Below are 16376 nucleotides of genomic sequence, written 5' to 3'. Positions count from 1 at the left end.
GACGGCGGCGTGGTGCCTCTCGCGACCCGCGCTGCGCGACATCGCGCTCGTGGGGTGGACCGCCGGACCACAGCGGGGCGACGAGGCGCTCGCCGCGCAGCTGCGGTGGGAGAAGGGCGAGCCGTACCCGGCCGAGCTCGCACAGATCATGTGGGGAGAGGGCGCCCAGCCCGAGCCGCGTCGCCTGCTCGATGCGCTCGCGGTGATCCGTGCGGTGGCCGCCCTCGCGCCGGAGTCGCACCGGGCAGGGCCGCTCGCCGTGTGCGCGTGGCTGTCGTGGGCGGCGGGCCGATCGACGCACGCGGAGTCGTACGCGAAGCGGGCCGTCGAAACCGAACCGGAGCACGGTCTCGCCGAGATCGTCCTGTCGTTCGTGACCGCGGGTCACCTGCCCGACTGGGCGTTCCATCGCGGCTCTGCGCGATGAAGCGCCGATCACTTCACGAGAGGGAAGAGGATCGTCTCGCGGATTCCGAGGCCCGTCAGCGCCATGAGCAGCCGGTCGATGCCCATTCCCATGCCGCCGGTGGGCGGCATGCCGTGCTCGAGCGCACGCAGGAACTCCTCGTCGATGCGCATCGCCTCGAGGTCGCCCTTCGCCGCGAGCTTCGCCTGCTCGACGAATCGCTCACGCTGGATGACCGGGTCGACGAGCTCCGAGTATCCCGTCGCGAGCTCGAACCCGCGCGTGTAGAGGTCCCACTTCTCGACCACTCCGGGGATCGAGCGGTGCTCGCGCACGAGCGGGCTCGTGTCGAGCGGGAAGTCCATGACGAACGTGGGGCGAGTGAGGGTGGGCTTCACGAAGTGCTCCCACAGCTCCTCGACGAGCTTGCCGTGGATCGGATGCGGCGGCAGCTCGACACCCTCGGCCTCGGCGAGCGCGACGAGTTCGTCGAACGGCGTCTCGGGCGTGATGCGGCGGCCCGCGGCATCCGACAGCGAGTCGTACATCGGGAGCCGATCCCACTGGCCGCCCAGGTCGTACTCGGTGCCGTCGGCGAGGACCACCGTCGTCGAGCCGGTGACCGCGATCGCGGCGTTCTGGACGAGCTCCTGCGTGAGGTCGGCGATGCCGTTGTAGTCGGTGTACGCCTGGTACGCCTCGAGCATCGCGAACTCGGGGCTGTGCGTCGAGTCTGCGCCCTCGTTGCGGAAGTTGCGGTTGATCTCGAAGACCCGCTCGATGCCTCCGACGACGGCGCGCTTGAGGTAGAGCTCCGGCGCGATGCGCAGGTACAGGTCGGCGTCGAACGCGTTCGAGTGCGTGATGAACGGACGAGCGGATGCGCCGCCCGGCTGCACTTGGAGCATCGGGGTCTCGACCTCGAGGAAGCCGTGCTTCGCGAACGTCTCGCGCAGGCTCGCGTTGACCTTGGCGCGCGCGACGACGGTCTCGCGCGCACGCTCCCGCACGATGAGGTCGAGGTACCGGCTGCGCACGCGGCTCTCTTCGCTGAGCTCGCGGTACATGTTCGGCAGCGGCAGGATCGCCTTCGAGGCGATCTCCCACTCCGAGACCATGATCGACAGCTCGCCGCGGCGGCTCGAGACGACCTCGCCCTTGACGAAGACGTGATCGCCGAGGTCGACGAGCTCCTTCCACCGCTGGAGCGATTCCTCTCCCACGACGGCGAGCGACACCATGGCCTGGATGCGGCTTCCGTCACCGGCCTGCAGCGACGCGAAGCACAGCTTGCCGGTGTTGCGGCTGAACACGACCCGCCCCGACACCGCCGCGATCACGCCCGTCTCGGCGCCGGCCTCGAGGTCGCCGAAGCGCTCGCGCAGTTCGGGGATCGTGTCGGTGATCGGCACGGCCACCGGGTAGGCGCCGCCCGCCGCATCCGCACGCTCCGCGATCAGCCGCTCGCGCTTGCCCAGCCGCACAGCCTTCTGTTCGAAGACCTCTTCTTCGGTCGGCTCGGCGGGCGCGTCGTTCTGCGCGTTGGCGTCGGTCATGGGGGCTCCTCAGAAGGCGGACCCTCAAGTCTATCGGCGGCCTCCTGGACGCTCGATGCGGGCGAATCACACGGATGTGACTTCCTCGAGGAAGTGGGCTATGGTCTCGGGCAATCGCCAACTGTGATAGGGGAAGCGAGGACGACATGGCGAAGCAGCAGCAGAAGAAGCCCGCGAAGATGTCGCTCAAGGAGAAGCGCGAACAGAAGCGGGCGAAGGCCCAGGAGGGCATGGTCCGGGTTCGCAAGGGCTCGTAGCCGCAGCGGACCGAGCGAGCGCAACGGCGCGCTCGGCTCCCGCGCCCAGCTGCTCGCGACGCGCGCGGCTGGGCGCGGCGAGCGCGCCGCTCGCTCAGTGGATGTAGATCTCGGCGTTGTCGACGAACCGGTGTCCGCCTACGGTCGCCGCGATCAGCGCGATCGCTCGGCCCTCGTGTCCTTCGTCGACGGGAAGGAACGTCTCGGGATCCACGACGCTCAGGTAGTCGAGCGCGATGCGCGGCTCGCCCATGAGGGCGGACTGCGCTGCGGCGATGCAGGCGTCCACGCCGCGATCGGCGTTGGACGCGGCGGCGTCGAGCGCCTGCGGCAGCTTGGCGGCCGCTGCGAGGTCGGCGTCGTCGAGCATGCCGACGCGGGTCGACACGGGAAGGCCGTCATCGCCGCGCACGGTCTCGACCTCGACGACCTCGACTCCGACGAAGAGGTCGCGGATCATGCGCTTGACGAGGAACACGCGCTGGCGGTCGCGCAGCCCGTACACCGCGACGTCGGGACGCACGAGGTTCAGCAGCTTGGCTTCGACCGTCAGCAGTCCGTCGAAGTAGAACGGCCGCGAGCGCCCCTCGTACCGGAGTCCGAGATCACCGGCGCTCACCTTCGTGCCCGAGCCCGGCGGCAGGAGCTCGTCTCTCGTCGGTGCGAAGACGACGTCGACGCCGAGCGAGTCCAGGAGTGCCTCGTCTTCGTCGGGCGTACGGGGGTACGCGTCGAACTCCGCGACCGTCGCGAACCGAAGGGGGTTGACGAAGAGCGAGACGACGACGACGTCGGCGGTCTCGCGCGCCGTGTGGATGAGGTCGATGTGGCCGTCGTGCAGGGAGCCGATGGTCGAGACGAGCGCGACACGGGCCCCTTCGCCGGCTGCGACTCTGGCTTCGGCCAGTCGGGTGCGCAGTCCGTCGATGGTCGTGATCATCCATCGATGCTATCGGCGGGTCCACCCGCCAGACCGCCACCGGGAAGCCCCATGTCGGCGGACGCCCCGTCCGCGAGTGCGTGGTCGATCGTCGAGTGCACGAGCGTGCGGAGATACGACCCGGGGTCGGACACGCCCGCGTCCGAGAGCAGAGACATCGACTGGGCGACGATCGAGCGCGAGAACGCCGTCGCCGTCGCGATCGCCTCGCCGTAGGCGGCGCGATCGGACTCCGCGATCACGACGGGCTCACACCCGAGCTCGACCGCGAGCGCCTGCGCGATCGGCAGCACGGGTGCCGGGGCGGTCACGGCCGCGTATGCCCCGGAGAGCTGGCGCAGGTCCATCGACGTGCCGGTGAAGGCGATGGCCGGATGCAGCGCGAGCGGTATCGCGCCCTTCGCCACCGCGGGCGCGAGCACCGCGGTGCCGAACGCGGGATCGGTGTGCAGCACGAGCTGCCCCGGCTGCCACGCGCCGACATCGGCGAGGCCGCTCACGAGGGCGGGGAGCTGATCGTGCGGCACCGCCACCACGACGAGTTCCGCGCGGCGCGCGACCTCGACCGCGTCGAGCACCGGCAACCCGGGGAGCAGCGCCTCGACCCGCTCGGGGTCGGAGCCCTTCGTGATCCCGACGAGTGCGTGCCCCGCGCCCGCGAGGGCCGCGGCGAGCACGGGACCGACACGTCCCGCGCCGATGACGCCGACCCCGAGGCGTCCGTCGCGCGTCACGCGCTGTCCCCGTCGGCCGGTGGTGATGCGGAGGTTTTCGGTGCGACCTCGGCGCCGGACTCGACCCCGGCAGCCTCGGGCTGCGGGCGCAGCGTCGGCGAGGCATCCGCCACGTCCACACCGGCCTCGACACCACCCGCGCCCGCCTCGACCTCGGCCGCGGCGGCCTCGGCCCACCGGTGTGAGCGATCGACCTCGGCCGCGTGCACGGCTGCACGGGCGACGTCGTCGAAGAGCTCGAGGGCCCGGTCGCGGTCGACCGCCGCGACCGACGCGTACACGGGTCCGCTCACGACGTGGGCGCGGACGGAGGCCACGCGCAGCGCGCGATCGACGGGACCCTGGTTCACGCCGAAGCTCTGCATTCGGGCCAGCGGCACGAACGCGAGCTTGCGCCAGATGAAACCTCGCCGCAGCAGCAGCAGATCGTCGGTGAGGCGGAAGCCGTTGCGCCGCCACGACAGCGGCCGGATGATCCGCGCGCGCTTCGGCGTCGTCGTGAACGAGTCCTCGCCGGTCGGGCCGACGATGCCCTCGCGCACGATGAGGGCCCATTCGTCCTCGCCGACCGTCGGCTGGAGCAGGCGCAGCACTCGCTCGACGTCGAGGGCCGTGCCGACAGGGAGCGCGGTCGTGAACTGGTCGGTGTTGCCCTCGCTGGCGCTTCGGCCCGACAGGCGGTTGATGCGGATCTTCCACCAGCCGAACGGCCGCCACAGGATCGGCTGCTCGACCTCGACCGCGTGCACGCGTCCGGGAGGGACGATCTCCGTGATCGTCGTGAGGAGGCCGAACGTGATGCGCACGCCGTCGGGCGTCGGCGCGATCGAGTAGCGCAGCGAGCGGAAGATCGTGCGCACCCACAGCGCGCCGAGACCGATGAGCGCCGGCACGTACGCGAAGAGCACCCACGTGATGCCGAACGACGCCGCGACGCCCACGGCAATGAGCGCGACGATGAACGCCACCGTCGACATGCTCACGACCTGCGACAAGACGATGCGTCCGACCGGGATGCTGACGACCGACTCCGGCTCCGCGACCGGAGCCTCGTCGCCCTCGATGAGTCCCGTGATCCCGCGACTCACGGTCTCGGAGAGAGCGTGAGCACGCGAGCGCGCGCCGGACGGTCCCGCGGCGCCGGGTCCGGCATCCGTCAGTCGTCGACCCGACGCGAGCCGCAGGATGTCGGCCCGCACCGCCTCGGCGTTCGCCGTCGAAAGGTACTCGAGCTTGACGTTCGCGTCGGTGCCCGCGCCGACGACCTCGAGCTTCGCCATGCCGAGCAGCCGCGCGACCATCGGACGCACGAGGTTGACGCCCTGCACGCGGTCGAGCGGCGCGCGCCGCTGCGTACGGAAGAGCACGCCGCTGCGCACCTCGACGTCGTCCTCGGTGATGCGGAACGTGTGGAACCGCCACGAGAGGTAGAACAGCACGACGAGCAGGATGAGCACGACGAGCACGACGACGCCCGCGAGGAAGTACAGGTTGTTCGCGACGATCCAGTCGATCGGGTCGCCGGTGTCCCAGTCCTGGATCTCGGCGTCGGGCGCGAACCACGGGAGGAACAGGAACACCAGCCGGTCGCGCAGGTTCGCGACGATGACGCCGATCACGACGAGCAGGAAGATGCCGCCGCGCAGCAGCGGGGTGAGCGGATGCAGCCGGTGCCAGTCCCCGTCGCTGAGCGGCGACCGAACGGCGCCCGCGACGACCGGTCCGTCCGCGAAGGCCTGCGGTTCGGTCATAGCCCCGTGCGCCGGCTCTCGGCGACCTGGATGAGGTGGTCGCGCAGCGTCTCGGCGGTCGCCTGTTCGAGTCCGGGGATCGTGACGCCAGTCGTCGCCGCGGCCGTCACGAACTTGAGCTGCGCGATGCCGAAGCCTCGGTCGAGCGGCCCGTGCGTGATGTCGACGAGCTGCATGCGGCCGTACGGCACGGCGACGAAGCGCTGCCACAGGATGCCGCGCCGGAACACGAGATCGTCGTCGCGCAGCTGGTAGCCGATCGCGCGCGCCTGGCGCGGCATGATCGCGAGCGTCCACGCGAGGATCACCGTGAGGATGCCGCCCGGGATCCACGCCCACACCTGGTGCATCACGAGCGTGAGCACGAGGGTCGCCGCGATCACGATCAAAAGGAACGACCCCGTCGAGATGAGCTGCACCCACACGTACTTCGGCGAGATCTGGTGCCACCTGCCGCTCTCGAGCACGAGCCGGTTCTCGGACCTCGGCTCGATGAGTCGCCCGAACGTGCCGTGATCGAGGGTCTCGTCAGTGGTGGTGGGCTTCGAGTCCGGGGTCTTCGCCTCCGGGCTGTTCGTCATCGTCGTCCTTCCGGATGATGCACAGGTGCTCGGCCACGAGGCCGGCCGCGATCAGCAGCGCGCCCGCGGCGGCGGTCGCGAGGATCGTGCCCATCGAGCCTAGCGAGGGCGTGACCGGCCGCGTGACGAGGAAGAGGGCGAGGCCGAGACCGACCCCTCCGACCGCGGCACCGACGATGCTCGACGCCTTCGCGAGCATCGCGATGCGCACCGCGCGGAACGGGTTCACCGCCTGAGCGGACCTGCCGTGTATCGCACGGCGGATCGGCACGGCGAGCGCCACGACCACAGCACCGAGAAGCACGAGGAGGATCGGCAGCGTCACCGCGGGCGTGAACGTCGGCCTCCCGGCGGACGTGAGCACCTGGTCGATGAGGAAGCCCACGCCGATGCCGATGACCGCGGCGACGATGAGGATGCCGGCGCTCGTGCGCTTCACGAGGCATCCCCCGTTCGCACCCGTTCGAGGAGGGCGTCGACGCGTCCGACGCCGGGCAGGTCGGCATCCGGGTCGATTGCGAGCCAGGGCGCGAGCACGAACTCGCGCTCGGCGGCGCGCGGGTGCGGCAGCGTGAGGGCGGGGCTCGTCGACTGCACGTCGCCGTACGACACGAGGTCGAGGTCGAGGGTGCGGTCACCCCACCGCTCGCGACGCTCACGCCCGTGACGTGCCTCGATGCGGTGCAGGTACTCGAGCAGCACCGACGGCGCGAGCCGCGTGGTGAGGATCGCGACGGAGTTGAGGTAGGCCGGGGCGTCCTCGTCGGGTCCTTCCGGCTTGACCGCGACCGACTCGATCGGCGTCGCCACGCGCACCTCTGCGACCAGCGGAAGCCTCGCGAGATCCTTCACCGCGGCGTCGAGCGTCGCCTCGCGATCGCCGAGGTTGGCGCCGAGCGCGACGACGGCATCGACCCACGGCCGGTCGTGCCGCGCGGGCATCTCGTCCCGAGGCCCGTCGGCGAGTCGGCGGCTCACAGCGCCACTCCCCTGTCTCCCGCGGGCGACGCGGATGCCGCGCCCTTCGCACGCCGGATCGTCACGGCCACATCGACGAAGGTCAGGGGGATCGGGGCATCCGGCTTGTGCACCGTGACCTCGGCCGACCGCACCGGGGCGGGTTCGAGCAGGGCGTCGGCGATGCGCGCCGCGAGCGTCTCGATCAGGTCGACGGGCTCGCCCTCGACGATCGCGGCAACGCGCTCGGCGAGCTCCCCATAGTGGACGGTGTCGGCGACGTCGTCGCTGTGCGCCGCGGGGCGCGTGTCGACGCCGACCGCGAAGTCGATCACGAACCACTGCCCGTCGCGTCGCTCGTCGGGGTAGACGCCGTGACGGCCGAAGACGCGCAGGCCCGTCAGGCGGATCTCGTCGAGACCTTCCACCGGTCCTCTCCCCTCCATGCTTCGGCGATCCGCAGCGCGTCCTTCGTCGCGCCGACGTCGTGCACGCGCACCGCCCACGCGCCGGCCTCGGCCGCGAGCACGCTCGTGACGGCGGTCGCGAGGTCGCGGCGGTGCTCCGAGACGGTGTCGCCGCCGGGCTCGTCGGGGCCGAGCGTCTCGGCGAGGAACCGCTTGCGGCTCGCGCCCACGAGCACGCGCGGTCCGATGCCGACGATGCGCTCGAGGCCACGCAGCACGTCCCAGTTCTGGTCGCCCTGCTTGCCGAAGCCGATGCCCGGATCGACGATCATGCGCGCGGGCGGGATGCCCGCCTTCGCGGCGGCCTGGATGCGCGCGACGAGCTCGTCGACGACCTCGCGGATGACGTCGTCGTACCGGGCGTTCGCATACATGTCGGCGGATGCCCCGCGCCAGTGCTGCAGCACGATGTCGGCCCCCGTGGCGGCGATCGCCGGGAGCATCTCGGGGTCGGCGAGGCCGCCCGACACGTCGTTCACGATGCGGGCGCCGGCCTCGACGGCGGCGACCGCGGTCGAGGCGTTCATCGTGTCGACGCTCACGGTGACTCCCGCGGCGGCAAGGGCCTCGATCACCGGGAGGACCCGTGCTCGCTCGACCTCGGGCGACACGCGCTCCGCACCGGGGCGCGTGGACTCGCCGCCGATGTCGACGATGTCGGCCCCCTGAGCGCTGAGCGCCAGACCGTGGGCGATCGCCCGTTCGGTGTCGTCGTACCGGCCGCCGTCGCTGAAGGAATCGGGCGTCACGTTGACGATCCCCATGATGAGCGTCATTCGCGCCCCGCCGTGGTCATGAGGGTGATGAGCTCGGCTCGCGCGACCGGCTCGGTGAACTCGCCGCGCGCCGCGATCGTGACGGTCGACGCCTCGCGCTGGCGCTCGCCGCGCATGGTCACGCATCCGTGGGTCGCCTCGAGCACGACGAGCACGCCGCGCGCCTCGAGCGACTCGGAGATCGTGTCGGCGATCTGCTCGCCGAGCCGCTCCTGCACCTGCGGACGAGCGGCGAGGATCTCGACGACCTTCGCAAGCGCGCCGAGCCCGACGACCTTGTCACCCGGGAGGTACGCCACGTGCGCCTTGCCGCGGAACAGCAGCAGGTGGTGCTCGCACACCGAGCGGAACTGGATGTCGCGGAGCATCACCGCTCCGGACGGCTGCGTCTCGGGTGCCGGTCCGTGCGCGATCGAGATCGTGTGGGCGAGCGGCTCCGCGGCATCCGCCTGGACCCCCGCGAAGAACTCCGCGTAGGCGTCGGCGACGCGTCCGGGGGTCAGGCGCAGGCCGGGACGGTCCGGATCCTCCCCGATCGCGTCGAGGATCTCGCGGATCGCCGCGGCGACGCGCTCACGGTCGACAGCCATGCCGACGACCCTACGCGGTCGCGGGACGCGCCTGCCCGGTCGGGCGGCGACGCGGCTTCTTCTCGGGCGTGCCCTGCTCGGCCTCGACGCTGGCCGCCACGCCCGCGGGCTCGTCGCGTCGCGGGATCTCGACGGGGGGCAGGGCCGAGACCGGCCGCCGGGCGCTCGAGAGCCACTGCGGGCGTGGCGGGAGCTTCTTGACGTCCTTGAAGATGTCAGCGAGCTCGATGTGGTCGAGGGTCTCCTTCTCGAGCAGCGCCAGCGCGAGCCGGTCGAGGATCTCGCGGTTCGCGTTGAGCACCTCGTACGCCTCGTCGTGCGCCTGCTCGATGAGCGCGCGCACCTCCTGGTCGACACGCTCGGCGACGGTCTCGGAGTACTCGCGGCCGTGGCCCATGTCGCGGCCGAGGAACATCTCACCCGACGCGGAGCCGAGCTTGACCGGCCCGACCTCGGTGGTCATGCCGTACTCGGTCACCATCTTGCGGGCGATGTTCGTCGCCTTCTCGATGTCGTTGGATGCACCGGTGGTCGGGTCGTGGAACACGATCTCCTCGGCGACGCGCCCGCCCATCGCGTACGTGAGCTGGTCCTGCAGCTCGTTGCGCGTGACGGAGTACTTGTCGTCGAGCGGCAGCACCATCGTGTACCCGAGGGCCTTGCCGCGCGGGAGGATCGTGACCTTCGTGACGGGGTCGGTGTGGTTCATCGCCGCCGCCGCGAGCGCGTGACCGCCCTCGTGGTAGGCCGTGATGAGCTTCTCCTTGTCTTTCATCACGCGCGTGCGCCGCTGCGGACCGGCGATGACGCGGTCGATCGCCTCGTCGAGCGCACGGTTGTCGATGAGCTGCGCGTTCGAGCGCGCCGTGAGCAGAGCCGCCTCGTTGAGGACGTTCGCCAGGTCGGCGCCCGTGAAGCCCGGGGTCTTGCGCGCGACGACCTCGAGGTCGACGCCGTCGGCGAGCGGCTTGCCGCGGCCGTGCACCTCGAGGATCTTCTTGCGGCCCTGGAGGTCGGGCGCGTCCACGCCGATCTGCCGGTCGAAGCGGCCCGGACGCAGGAGCGCGGGGTCGAGGATGTCGGGGCGGTTGGTCGCCGCGATGACGATGACGTTCGCCTTGGGGTCGAAGCCGTCCATCTCGACGAGCATCTGGTTCAGCGTCTGCTCGCGCTCGTCGTGACCGCCGCCGAGGCCGGCGCCGCGGTGGCGACCCACGGCGTCGATCTCGTCGATGAAGATGATGGCCGGGGCGTTGTCCTTCGCCTGGTTGAACAGGTCGCGCACGCGGCTCGCGCCGACGCCCACGAACATCTCGACGAAGTCGGAACCCGAGATCGAGTAGAACGGTACGCCCGCCTCGCCCGCGACCGCGCGTGCGAGGAGCGTCTTGCCCGTGCCGGGAGGGCCGTACAGCAGCACGCCCTTGGGGATGCGGGCGCCGACCGCCTGGAAGCGAGCCGGGTCCTTGAGGAAGTCCTTGATCTCCTGCAGCTCCTCGATCGCCTCGTCGGCACCCGCGACGTCGGCGAACGTGACCTGCGGCATCTCCTTCGTCACGAGCTTCGCGCGCGACTTGCCGAACTGCATGACCTTGCTGCCGCCGCCCTGAGCGGACGAGAGCAGGAACCAGAACAGCACGCCCAGCAGCAGAAGCGGGAGCATGAGCGACAGGAATCCGTCGAACCACGTCGGGCGCGGCACCGCGTCGTTGAAGCCGTCCTCGGGGGCGGCGGCGTCGATCGCCTGCACGACCTCCTCGGCGCGCGCCGACACGTAGTAGAACTGCACCTCGGTCGCGCCCTCGAAGGGCTTCGACAGCGTCATGTCGACCCGCTGGTCGCCGTCGGTGTTGAGCACCTCGGTCACGGTGTCGCCTTCGAGCAGCTCGAGGCCCTGCTGGGTCGAGATCTGCTTCGCCCCGCCGAGAGTGGAGATCAGCGAGAAACCGACGATGAGGAAGACCCCGATCAGCAGAACATAGAAGAGCGGGTTGCGTGTGATCTTCTTCACGTCCATCGTTCGGGCGCGGCCCGTTACCTTTCGTCGGCGATCCGCCGCCGGGTCGTCCGGATGCCTCGGCAACGGTGGATTTCAGGGTATCGCGGCGTTGCTCGGCGCGGCCTGTGCATTCGCCCAGGGCTGAACGCACGTTCAGGCCCGAGGCATCCGCTCACACCCCGTCCTCTCGCGAGGAGACGCGGAGATCTCCCGCGTCAGGAGTAGACGTGCGGGGCGAGCACCGCGACGTCGCGCAGGTTGCGGTACCGCTCCGCGTAGTCGAGGCCGTAGCCCACGACGAAGTCGTTCGGGATGTCGAAGCCCACGTAACGGCAGTCGACCTTGACCTTCGCGGCCTCCGGCTTGCGCAGCAGTGCGAACACCTCGATCGATTCCGCTCCGCGGGATTCGAAGTTCTCGAGCAGCCAGCTCAGCGTGAGGCCGGAGTCGATGATGTCCTCGACGATGAGCACGTGCTTGCCGGTGAGGTCGGTGTCGAGGTCTTTGCGGATCTGCACGACACCGCTCGACTTCGTGCCCTTGCCGTACGACGAGACCGCCATCCAGTCAATGGGCGCCACGCGCTTGAGCGCGCGCGAGAAGTCGGCCATGACCATGATCGCGCCCTTGAGCACGCCGACGAGCAGAAGGTCCTTGTCGGCGTAGTCGGCGTCGACCTGCGCCGCGATCTCCTTCAGCCTCTCGTGGATCTGTTCCTCGGTGACGAGTACTTCGGTGATGTCACTCTGAACTTCGGCGGCGCGCATGGCTCCGAGTCTAGAGTCGGCGGGCCGTTCTCGAAGACCCTGTCGGGCGGTCGTCCCGGTCAATAGGCTGAGCGCGAGCCCCGGGGGCACCGGAGCCCCCGCGGACCGATCCGGAGGTGGCTGCGATGGCTGGACTGGACGACATCCTCAAGATGATCCCCATCGATCAACTCGCGTCGAAGCTGGGGGTCGACCCAGACACGGCCGCGCAGGCGGTCGAGCAGGGCGGAGGCGCGATCCTCACCGGCCTGCAGAAGAACGCGCAGTCGCCCGACGGCGCGGCAGCGATCCAGAAGGCGCTCGGGCAGCACCAGGGCCTCGGCGACTCCGTCGACGTCGACAGCGTCGACACCCAGGACGGCGAGAAGATCCTCCAGCACGTGTTCGGCGAGCGGGAGCAGGCCGTCAAGCAGACGCTCACCGAGGCGCCCCAGACCGCGGGCATCGACTTCGGCAAGCTCTTGCCGATGCTCGCGCCCATCGTGATGGGCCTCCTCGCGAAGAAACAGCAGCCGGCGGGCGAGGCGCAGGCCCAGGCCCAGCCGCAGGAGTCCTCGGGAGGCGGCATCGGCGACCTCATCGGCGGACTGCTCGGCGGCGGAGGCGGGCAGCAGCAGGGTGGCGGCCTCGACATCGGAGGGCTGCTGGGCGGGCTGTTCGGCGGCAACAAGTAGAGACGGATGCCTCACCCGCCGCGTGCGGACGTCAGCGTCGCGCGTTCGCGGTGAAGACGATGCGGGCGCCGGCGCGGTGGGCGCGGCATCCGGGAAGGTCGATCGGGCCCTGGCCCGACCAGTCCGTCACGAGGCGTGCGACCTCGAGGGTCTGCGTGCGCGTGAGGCTCTCGCCGAACTCCGCCGCGACGACGTGACGGATGATCCGGTTGCGCAGCGCCGCGGGGTTGGCCGCGAGCGCCGCGACCGACACCGAGATGCCGGCCTCGGCGTGCTCGACGATGTCTTCGATGATCTCGTCGATCATGTCGGCGAAGGCCTCCGCGTCTTCGCGCAGCTGCTCGGCGGTGCGCGCGAGCGCTTCGGCGATCCCCGGCCCGAGCTCCTCCTCGAGGACCGGCAGCACCCTCTCGCGCACGCGCACGCGCGCGAAGCGCGGGTCGAGGTTGTGCGGGTCGTCCCACGGCTCGAGGCCCTCCGCCGCGCATGCGGCGCGAGTCCTCGCACGGCGCACGCCGAGAAGCGGACGGAGCAGCGCGACCCCGTTCGCGAGAGCCGAGACGGGTGCCATGCCCTGCAGGCTCGCGGCGCCCGACCCGCGGGCGAGTCCGAGGAGGACGGTCTCGGCCTGGTCGTCGAGGGTGTGGCCGGTGACGACGGCGATGCTTCCGGTGGCGCGGGCCTCGGCTGCGAGAGCCTCGTACCGCGCGGCGCGAGCCGCCGCCTCGGGGCCGTCGCCGCCCGAGACCTCGACCCTGACGACGCGGGCGTCGAGCCCGAGCGCACGCGCCCTGCCGGCCGCGCCGGTCGCGGCATCCGCCGAACCGTCTTGCAGACCGTGGTCGACGGTCACCGCCGTCGCCCGCAGGCCGATCTTCGGAGCCTCGAACGCGACGGCGGACGCGAGCGCGAGGGAGTCGGCCCCGCCCGAGAGCGCGACGACGACCGCCGAACCCGGCGCGAGGTCGCCGAGTGCGCGGCGCACGGCGAGGCGCACCTCCGCGACGGCGGGGTCGAGGCCGGGTCGGTGTTCCACGCGCCCACCGTACCGCCGTGCCGAGCGCCGAAACCGCCGTGCAGAGCGCCGGAACCGCCGTGCCGAGCGCCGAAACCGCTGTGCAGAACTCCGGAGATTCGGGCTCTTCGGCGCCTGATCGGCCGCATCGGGGCGTCGAACGGCCGGAATCTCCGGAGTTCTGCACGCGCGACGCCCGCGACTAGGCTTGTCCGCGGCATTCCCGCAGTCTTCAGAAGGAGCACCACATGGGCGCTTACGACGCCGTCATCGAGATCCCGCGCGGCAGCCGCGTGAAGTACGAGGTCGACCACGGCACCGGCCGCGTCTTCCTCGACCGGGTGCTCTTCACCCCGATGGGCTACCCCGCCAACTACGGCTTCTTCGAAGACACGCTCGGCGAGGACGGCGACCCGCTCGACGTGCTGCTGCTGCTCGACCGCGACCTCTACCCCGGCATCCTCGCGAAGGTGCGCCCCGTCGGCGTCCTCAAGATGAGCGATGAGGCCGGCGGCGACGACAAGGTCGTCGCGGTGCTCGCGAAGGACCCGCGTTGGGACCACATCCAGGACGTCGACGACATCGACGAGTGGACCAAGTCCGAGATCGGCCACTTCTTCGAGCACTACAAGGACCTCGAGCCCGGCAAGTGGGTCAAGGTCGACGAGTGGGCCAACGCCGCCGAGGCCGAGCGGCTCGTGTCGGAGGCGTTCGACCGCTTCCACGAGAACGAGGGCCAGACCGCGACCCAGGGCGCGGGCGAGGCACCGAAGACGATCTGACTTCCTTCTTCAGACGGGCGGATGCTTCGGCATCCGCCCTTCGTCTGAGAACCGGCCCGAGGTCAGACGGAGATGCCTCGCGCCGCCATGAAGCCGATGGGGTTCACCGGCGATCCGTTGACGTACGTCTCGAAGTGCAGGTGGCAGCCGAACGAGTTGCCGGTGTTGCCTTCGCCGGCGATGAGCTGGCCGGCGTTGACCCACTGGCCGTAGCTCACGTAGATGTGACCGGTCGCGATGTGACCGTAGCCGGTGCCGATGCCGCCGCCGTGGTCGATCTTGATGTAGTTGCCGTAGCCGCCGTTGTAGCCGGCGTAGACGACACGACCGGATGCCGCGGCGAAGATGCCCGAGTAGCAGCCGGCGGCGAGGTCGACGCCGTAGTGGAAGCCCGACGAGCAGTAGCTGTTGCCGCACTGCACCGTGCGGGGGCCGTATCCCGAGCTGCGCCATCCGGAGGACGGGCGCGCCCAGCCGGACCCGACGACTCCACCTCCACCGCCGCCACCGCCGCCGCCCGACGCGGCCTGCTCACGGGCACGGCGCTCGGCCTCTTCGCGAGCCCGACGCTCGCGCTCCTCGCGCGCCTTGCGCTCGGCTTCGACGCCGGCCTTGTAGCCGGCGAGCGTCTTGGCGGTCGTGTCCTTGAGCGCGGCGAGCTGTGCGTCGAGCTCGACCTTGCGGGACTTCTGCTCGGCGAGGGCGGCCTCTGCGGCATCCGCAGCCTGCTGGGCCTCGATCATCTTCTGCTCGGCGATCTTCTGCAGCCGATCGCGCTCGTCGCGCGCGACGGCGGCCTGGTCGCTGAGGCTCTGTGCGGAGTCGCGCGCCGTGATCGCGTCGGCGTACACCGCCTGGTTGCGCTCGAGGAGCTTGTCCATCGTTCCGAGCCGCGCGAGGAGGTCGTCGGCGGTCGCGGCCGACCCGGAGAAGAACAGCTCGAGCGATGTGTCGTCGCCGCCCTTGCGGTACAGCTGCGCGGCGACGCGTCCGGCTTTGGCGGCCGCTTCGTCGGCCTTCGCGGCCTCGGCGTCAGCCTGCTCCTGGAGCTGCTCGGCATAGAGGGCGGCCTCGAAGTAGGCCTGCTGCGCTTCGTAGAACTCGTCGGACGTGCGCTTGGCCTCGGCCTGCGTGCGCGCCACCTCGTTCTGGAGGTTGCGGATGAGGCCCTCGATCTTGGAGACCTCGGCGGCCTTGGCGGCTTGGTTCGCGCGCGCCTTCTCGACTTCCTCCCACGTGGGGTACTGCGCAGCGAAGGCAGCCGGCGCAGCGGAGAAGGCGCCGCCGATGGAGCCGAGGGCTATGACCCCGAGAGCACCCAGGCCGAGCACGCCGCGCCGCGATACCGACTCGGGCCAGAGCAGGCTGCGCTCACGCGGCGTGGGCGCACAGCCGCAGTCGTCGTACGCCTCCTCGGTCTGCACGCGCACCCCTCCTTGCGGTCGTCGACGCACATCACACTAGCAACATCAGTCACACGCGCAACAGGTAGGACCACACTGTGCCTCCCATATTGCGCCCAGAGCCGCGAGAACGCATCAGTTTCCTTACGGCGGGTCGGTTTCCGAGGCCCGGCCGCGCGCCCTCGATTTGGCGGATCGGCGGTCTCCTGCGTATGCTGGATCGTCGGTAAGCGTGAGCCCCCGGGTTCACCCGGCCCCATCGTTTAGCGGCCTAGGACGCCGCCCTTTCACGGCGGTAGCACGGGTTCGAATCCCGTTGGGGTCACTCAGCCCAAACCCACAACTGAACAAGCATGGCCCTGTAGCGCAGTTGGTTAGCGTGCCGCCCTGTCACGGCGGAGGTCGCGGGTTCAAGTCCCGTCAGGGTCGCTCCGAGCGACGGGCCCTTTTCTCGAAGAGGGCCTTTCGTCTAGGACGTGGCATCGCGTCGAGCAATCGAAACGGATGCCGCGCGGCTCTGTAGCTCAGTTGGTAGAGCGTTCGACTGAAAATCGAAAGGTCACCGGATCGATGCCGGTCGGAGCCACAAGGGTGACCGTTACATCACCCCAGAAACCCCCGCGTAGCTTCTACATCGCGGGGGTTTTGCTTTCCACGAGGAAACGTGCGCCGCATCCTTCGTTCACGCGCTTGCGCTCCGCACGCGACGACACCTCTGGTG

16 protein-coding genes, 3 tRNA genes and 1 pseudogene are annotated in these 16376 nt (G+C 70.4%); 6 read left to right on the top strand and 14 right to left on the bottom strand.

Annotation, left to right across the window (positions count from 1 at the left end):
* Positions 1-427, top strand: a pseudogene (locus VFF97_RS04590) (DUF4192 family protein); the annotation flags it as partial.
* 8 nt (positions 428-435) lie between these two features.
* On the opposite strand, the gene lysS reads toward VFF97_RS04590, so the two are convergent.
* From lysS to hpt, 12 genes are all read right to left on the bottom strand, one after another.
* Positions 436-1962, bottom strand: a complete 1527-nt coding sequence (gene lysS, locus VFF97_RS04585) for a lysine--tRNA ligase (RefSeq protein WP_325032317.1) — start codon at positions 1960-1962, stop codon at positions 436-438.
* Between the two features lie 351 nt (positions 1963-2313).
* Complete coding sequence (gene panC / locus VFF97_RS04580) at positions 2314-3159, bottom strand: pantoate--beta-alanine ligase (RefSeq protein WP_325032316.1); 846 nt, start codon at positions 3157-3159, stop codon at positions 2314-2316.
* Positions 3156-3893: a Rossmann-like and DUF2520 domain-containing protein gene (locus VFF97_RS04575; protein WP_325032315.1), complete on the bottom strand. Its 738-nt coding sequence runs from the start codon at positions 3891-3893 to the stop codon at positions 3156-3158. The genes panC and VFF97_RS04575 overlap by 4 nt, the downstream gene beginning before the upstream one ends.
* Positions 3890-5644 carry a PH domain-containing protein gene (locus tag VFF97_RS04570; protein WP_325032314.1) on the bottom strand — a complete coding sequence of 585 codons (1755 nt, stop codon included), beginning with the start codon at positions 5642-5644 and terminating at the stop codon, positions 3890-3892. Before VFF97_RS04570 ends, VFF97_RS04575 begins: the two co-directional genes overlap by 4 nt.
* Positions 5641-6225 carry a PH domain-containing protein gene (locus VFF97_RS04565; RefSeq protein ID WP_325032313.1) on the bottom strand — a complete coding sequence of 195 codons (585 nt, stop codon included), beginning with the start codon at positions 6223-6225 and terminating at the stop codon, positions 5641-5643. Before VFF97_RS04565 ends, VFF97_RS04570 begins: the two co-directional genes overlap by 4 nt.
* Positions 6173-6664 (bottom strand): DUF3180 family protein, encoded by a 492-nt coding sequence (locus VFF97_RS04560; RefSeq protein ID WP_325032312.1) that lies wholly within the window; start codon positions 6662-6664, stop codon positions 6173-6175. Before VFF97_RS04560 ends, VFF97_RS04565 begins: the two co-directional genes overlap by 53 nt.
* Complete coding sequence (folK, locus tag VFF97_RS04555; protein ID WP_325032311.1) at positions 6661-7203, bottom strand: 2-amino-4-hydroxy-6-hydroxymethyldihydropteridine diphosphokinase; 543 nt, start codon at positions 7201-7203, stop codon at positions 6661-6663. The genes VFF97_RS04560 and folK overlap by 4 nt, the downstream gene beginning before the upstream one ends.
* A complete protein-coding gene (folB, locus tag VFF97_RS04550) occupies positions 7200-7610 on the bottom strand; it encodes a dihydroneopterin aldolase (protein WP_325032310.1) in 411 nt (136 codons plus the stop codon). The genes folK and folB overlap by 4 nt, the downstream gene beginning before the upstream one ends.
* The gene (gene folP / locus VFF97_RS04545) at positions 7583-8425 is read right to left on the bottom strand and encodes a dihydropteroate synthase (protein WP_325032309.1); all 843 of its coding nucleotides are present in this window, start codon (positions 8423-8425) and stop codon (positions 7583-7585) included. The genes folB and folP overlap by 28 nt, the downstream gene beginning before the upstream one ends.
* A complete protein-coding gene (gene folE / locus VFF97_RS04540) occupies positions 8422-9015 on the bottom strand; it encodes a GTP cyclohydrolase I FolE (protein ID WP_325032308.1) in 594 nt (197 codons plus the stop codon). Before folE ends, folP begins: the two co-directional genes overlap by 4 nt.
* A 10-nt stretch (positions 9016-9025) precedes the next feature.
* Positions 9026-11032, bottom strand: coding sequence for an ATP-dependent zinc metalloprotease FtsH (gene ftsH, locus VFF97_RS04535; RefSeq protein WP_325032307.1), 2007 nt, complete (start codon positions 11030-11032; stop codon positions 9026-9028).
* A gap of 197 nt (positions 11033-11229) precedes the next feature.
* Positions 11230-11781 (bottom strand): hypoxanthine phosphoribosyltransferase, encoded by a 552-nt coding sequence (gene hpt / locus VFF97_RS04530; RefSeq protein ID WP_325032306.1) that lies wholly within the window; start codon positions 11779-11781, stop codon positions 11230-11232.
* A 125-nt stretch (positions 11782-11906) separates the two neighbouring features.
* Here hpt and VFF97_RS04525 point away from each other — a divergent pair, with 125 nt between their 5' ends.
* Positions 11907-12455, top strand: coding sequence for a DUF937 domain-containing protein (locus tag VFF97_RS04525; protein WP_325032305.1), 549 nt, complete (start codon positions 11907-11909; stop codon positions 12453-12455).
* A 31-nt stretch (positions 12456-12486) separates the two neighbouring features.
* Here the strand turns inward: VFF97_RS04525 and tilS are convergent, their stop codons facing one another.
* Positions 12487-13491: a tRNA lysidine(34) synthetase TilS gene (gene tilS, locus VFF97_RS04520; protein WP_325032304.1), complete on the bottom strand. Its 1005-nt coding sequence runs from the start codon at positions 13489-13491 to the stop codon at positions 12487-12489.
* A 227-nt stretch (positions 13492-13718) separates the two neighbouring features.
* Here tilS and VFF97_RS04515 point away from each other — a divergent pair, with 227 nt between their 5' ends.
* A complete protein-coding gene (locus tag VFF97_RS04515) occupies positions 13719-14252 on the top strand; it encodes an inorganic diphosphatase (protein WP_325032303.1) in 534 nt (177 codons plus the stop codon).
* 62 nt (positions 14253-14314) lie between these two features.
* On the opposite strand, the gene VFF97_RS04510 is transcribed toward VFF97_RS04515, so the two are convergent.
* Positions 14315-15676 carry a M23 family metallopeptidase gene (locus VFF97_RS04510; RefSeq protein ID WP_325032302.1) on the bottom strand — a complete coding sequence of 454 codons (1362 nt, stop codon included), beginning with the start codon at positions 15674-15676 and terminating at the stop codon, positions 14315-14317.
* Positions 15677-15907: 231 nt separating this feature from the next.
* Here VFF97_RS04510 and VFF97_RS04505 point away from each other — a divergent pair.
* From VFF97_RS04505 to VFF97_RS04495, 3 genes are all read left to right on the top strand, one after another.
* Positions 15908-15980 (top strand) — tRNA-Glu (locus VFF97_RS04505).
* A 30-nt stretch (positions 15981-16010) separates the two neighbouring features.
* Positions 16011-16084 (top strand) — tRNA-Asp (locus tag VFF97_RS04500).
* 84 nt (positions 16085-16168) lie between these two features.
* Positions 16169-16241, top strand: a tRNA-Phe gene (locus VFF97_RS04495).
* The last annotated feature ends 135 nt before the right edge of the window (positions 16242-16376 follow it).

Origin of the sequence: Microbacterium sp. (assembly GCF_035687345.1) — a bacterium.
Taxonomy (GTDB): Bacteria; Actinomycetota; Actinomycetes; order Actinomycetales; family Microbacteriaceae; genus Microbacterium.
This window is presented reverse-complemented; position numbering and strand designations above follow the sequence as displayed.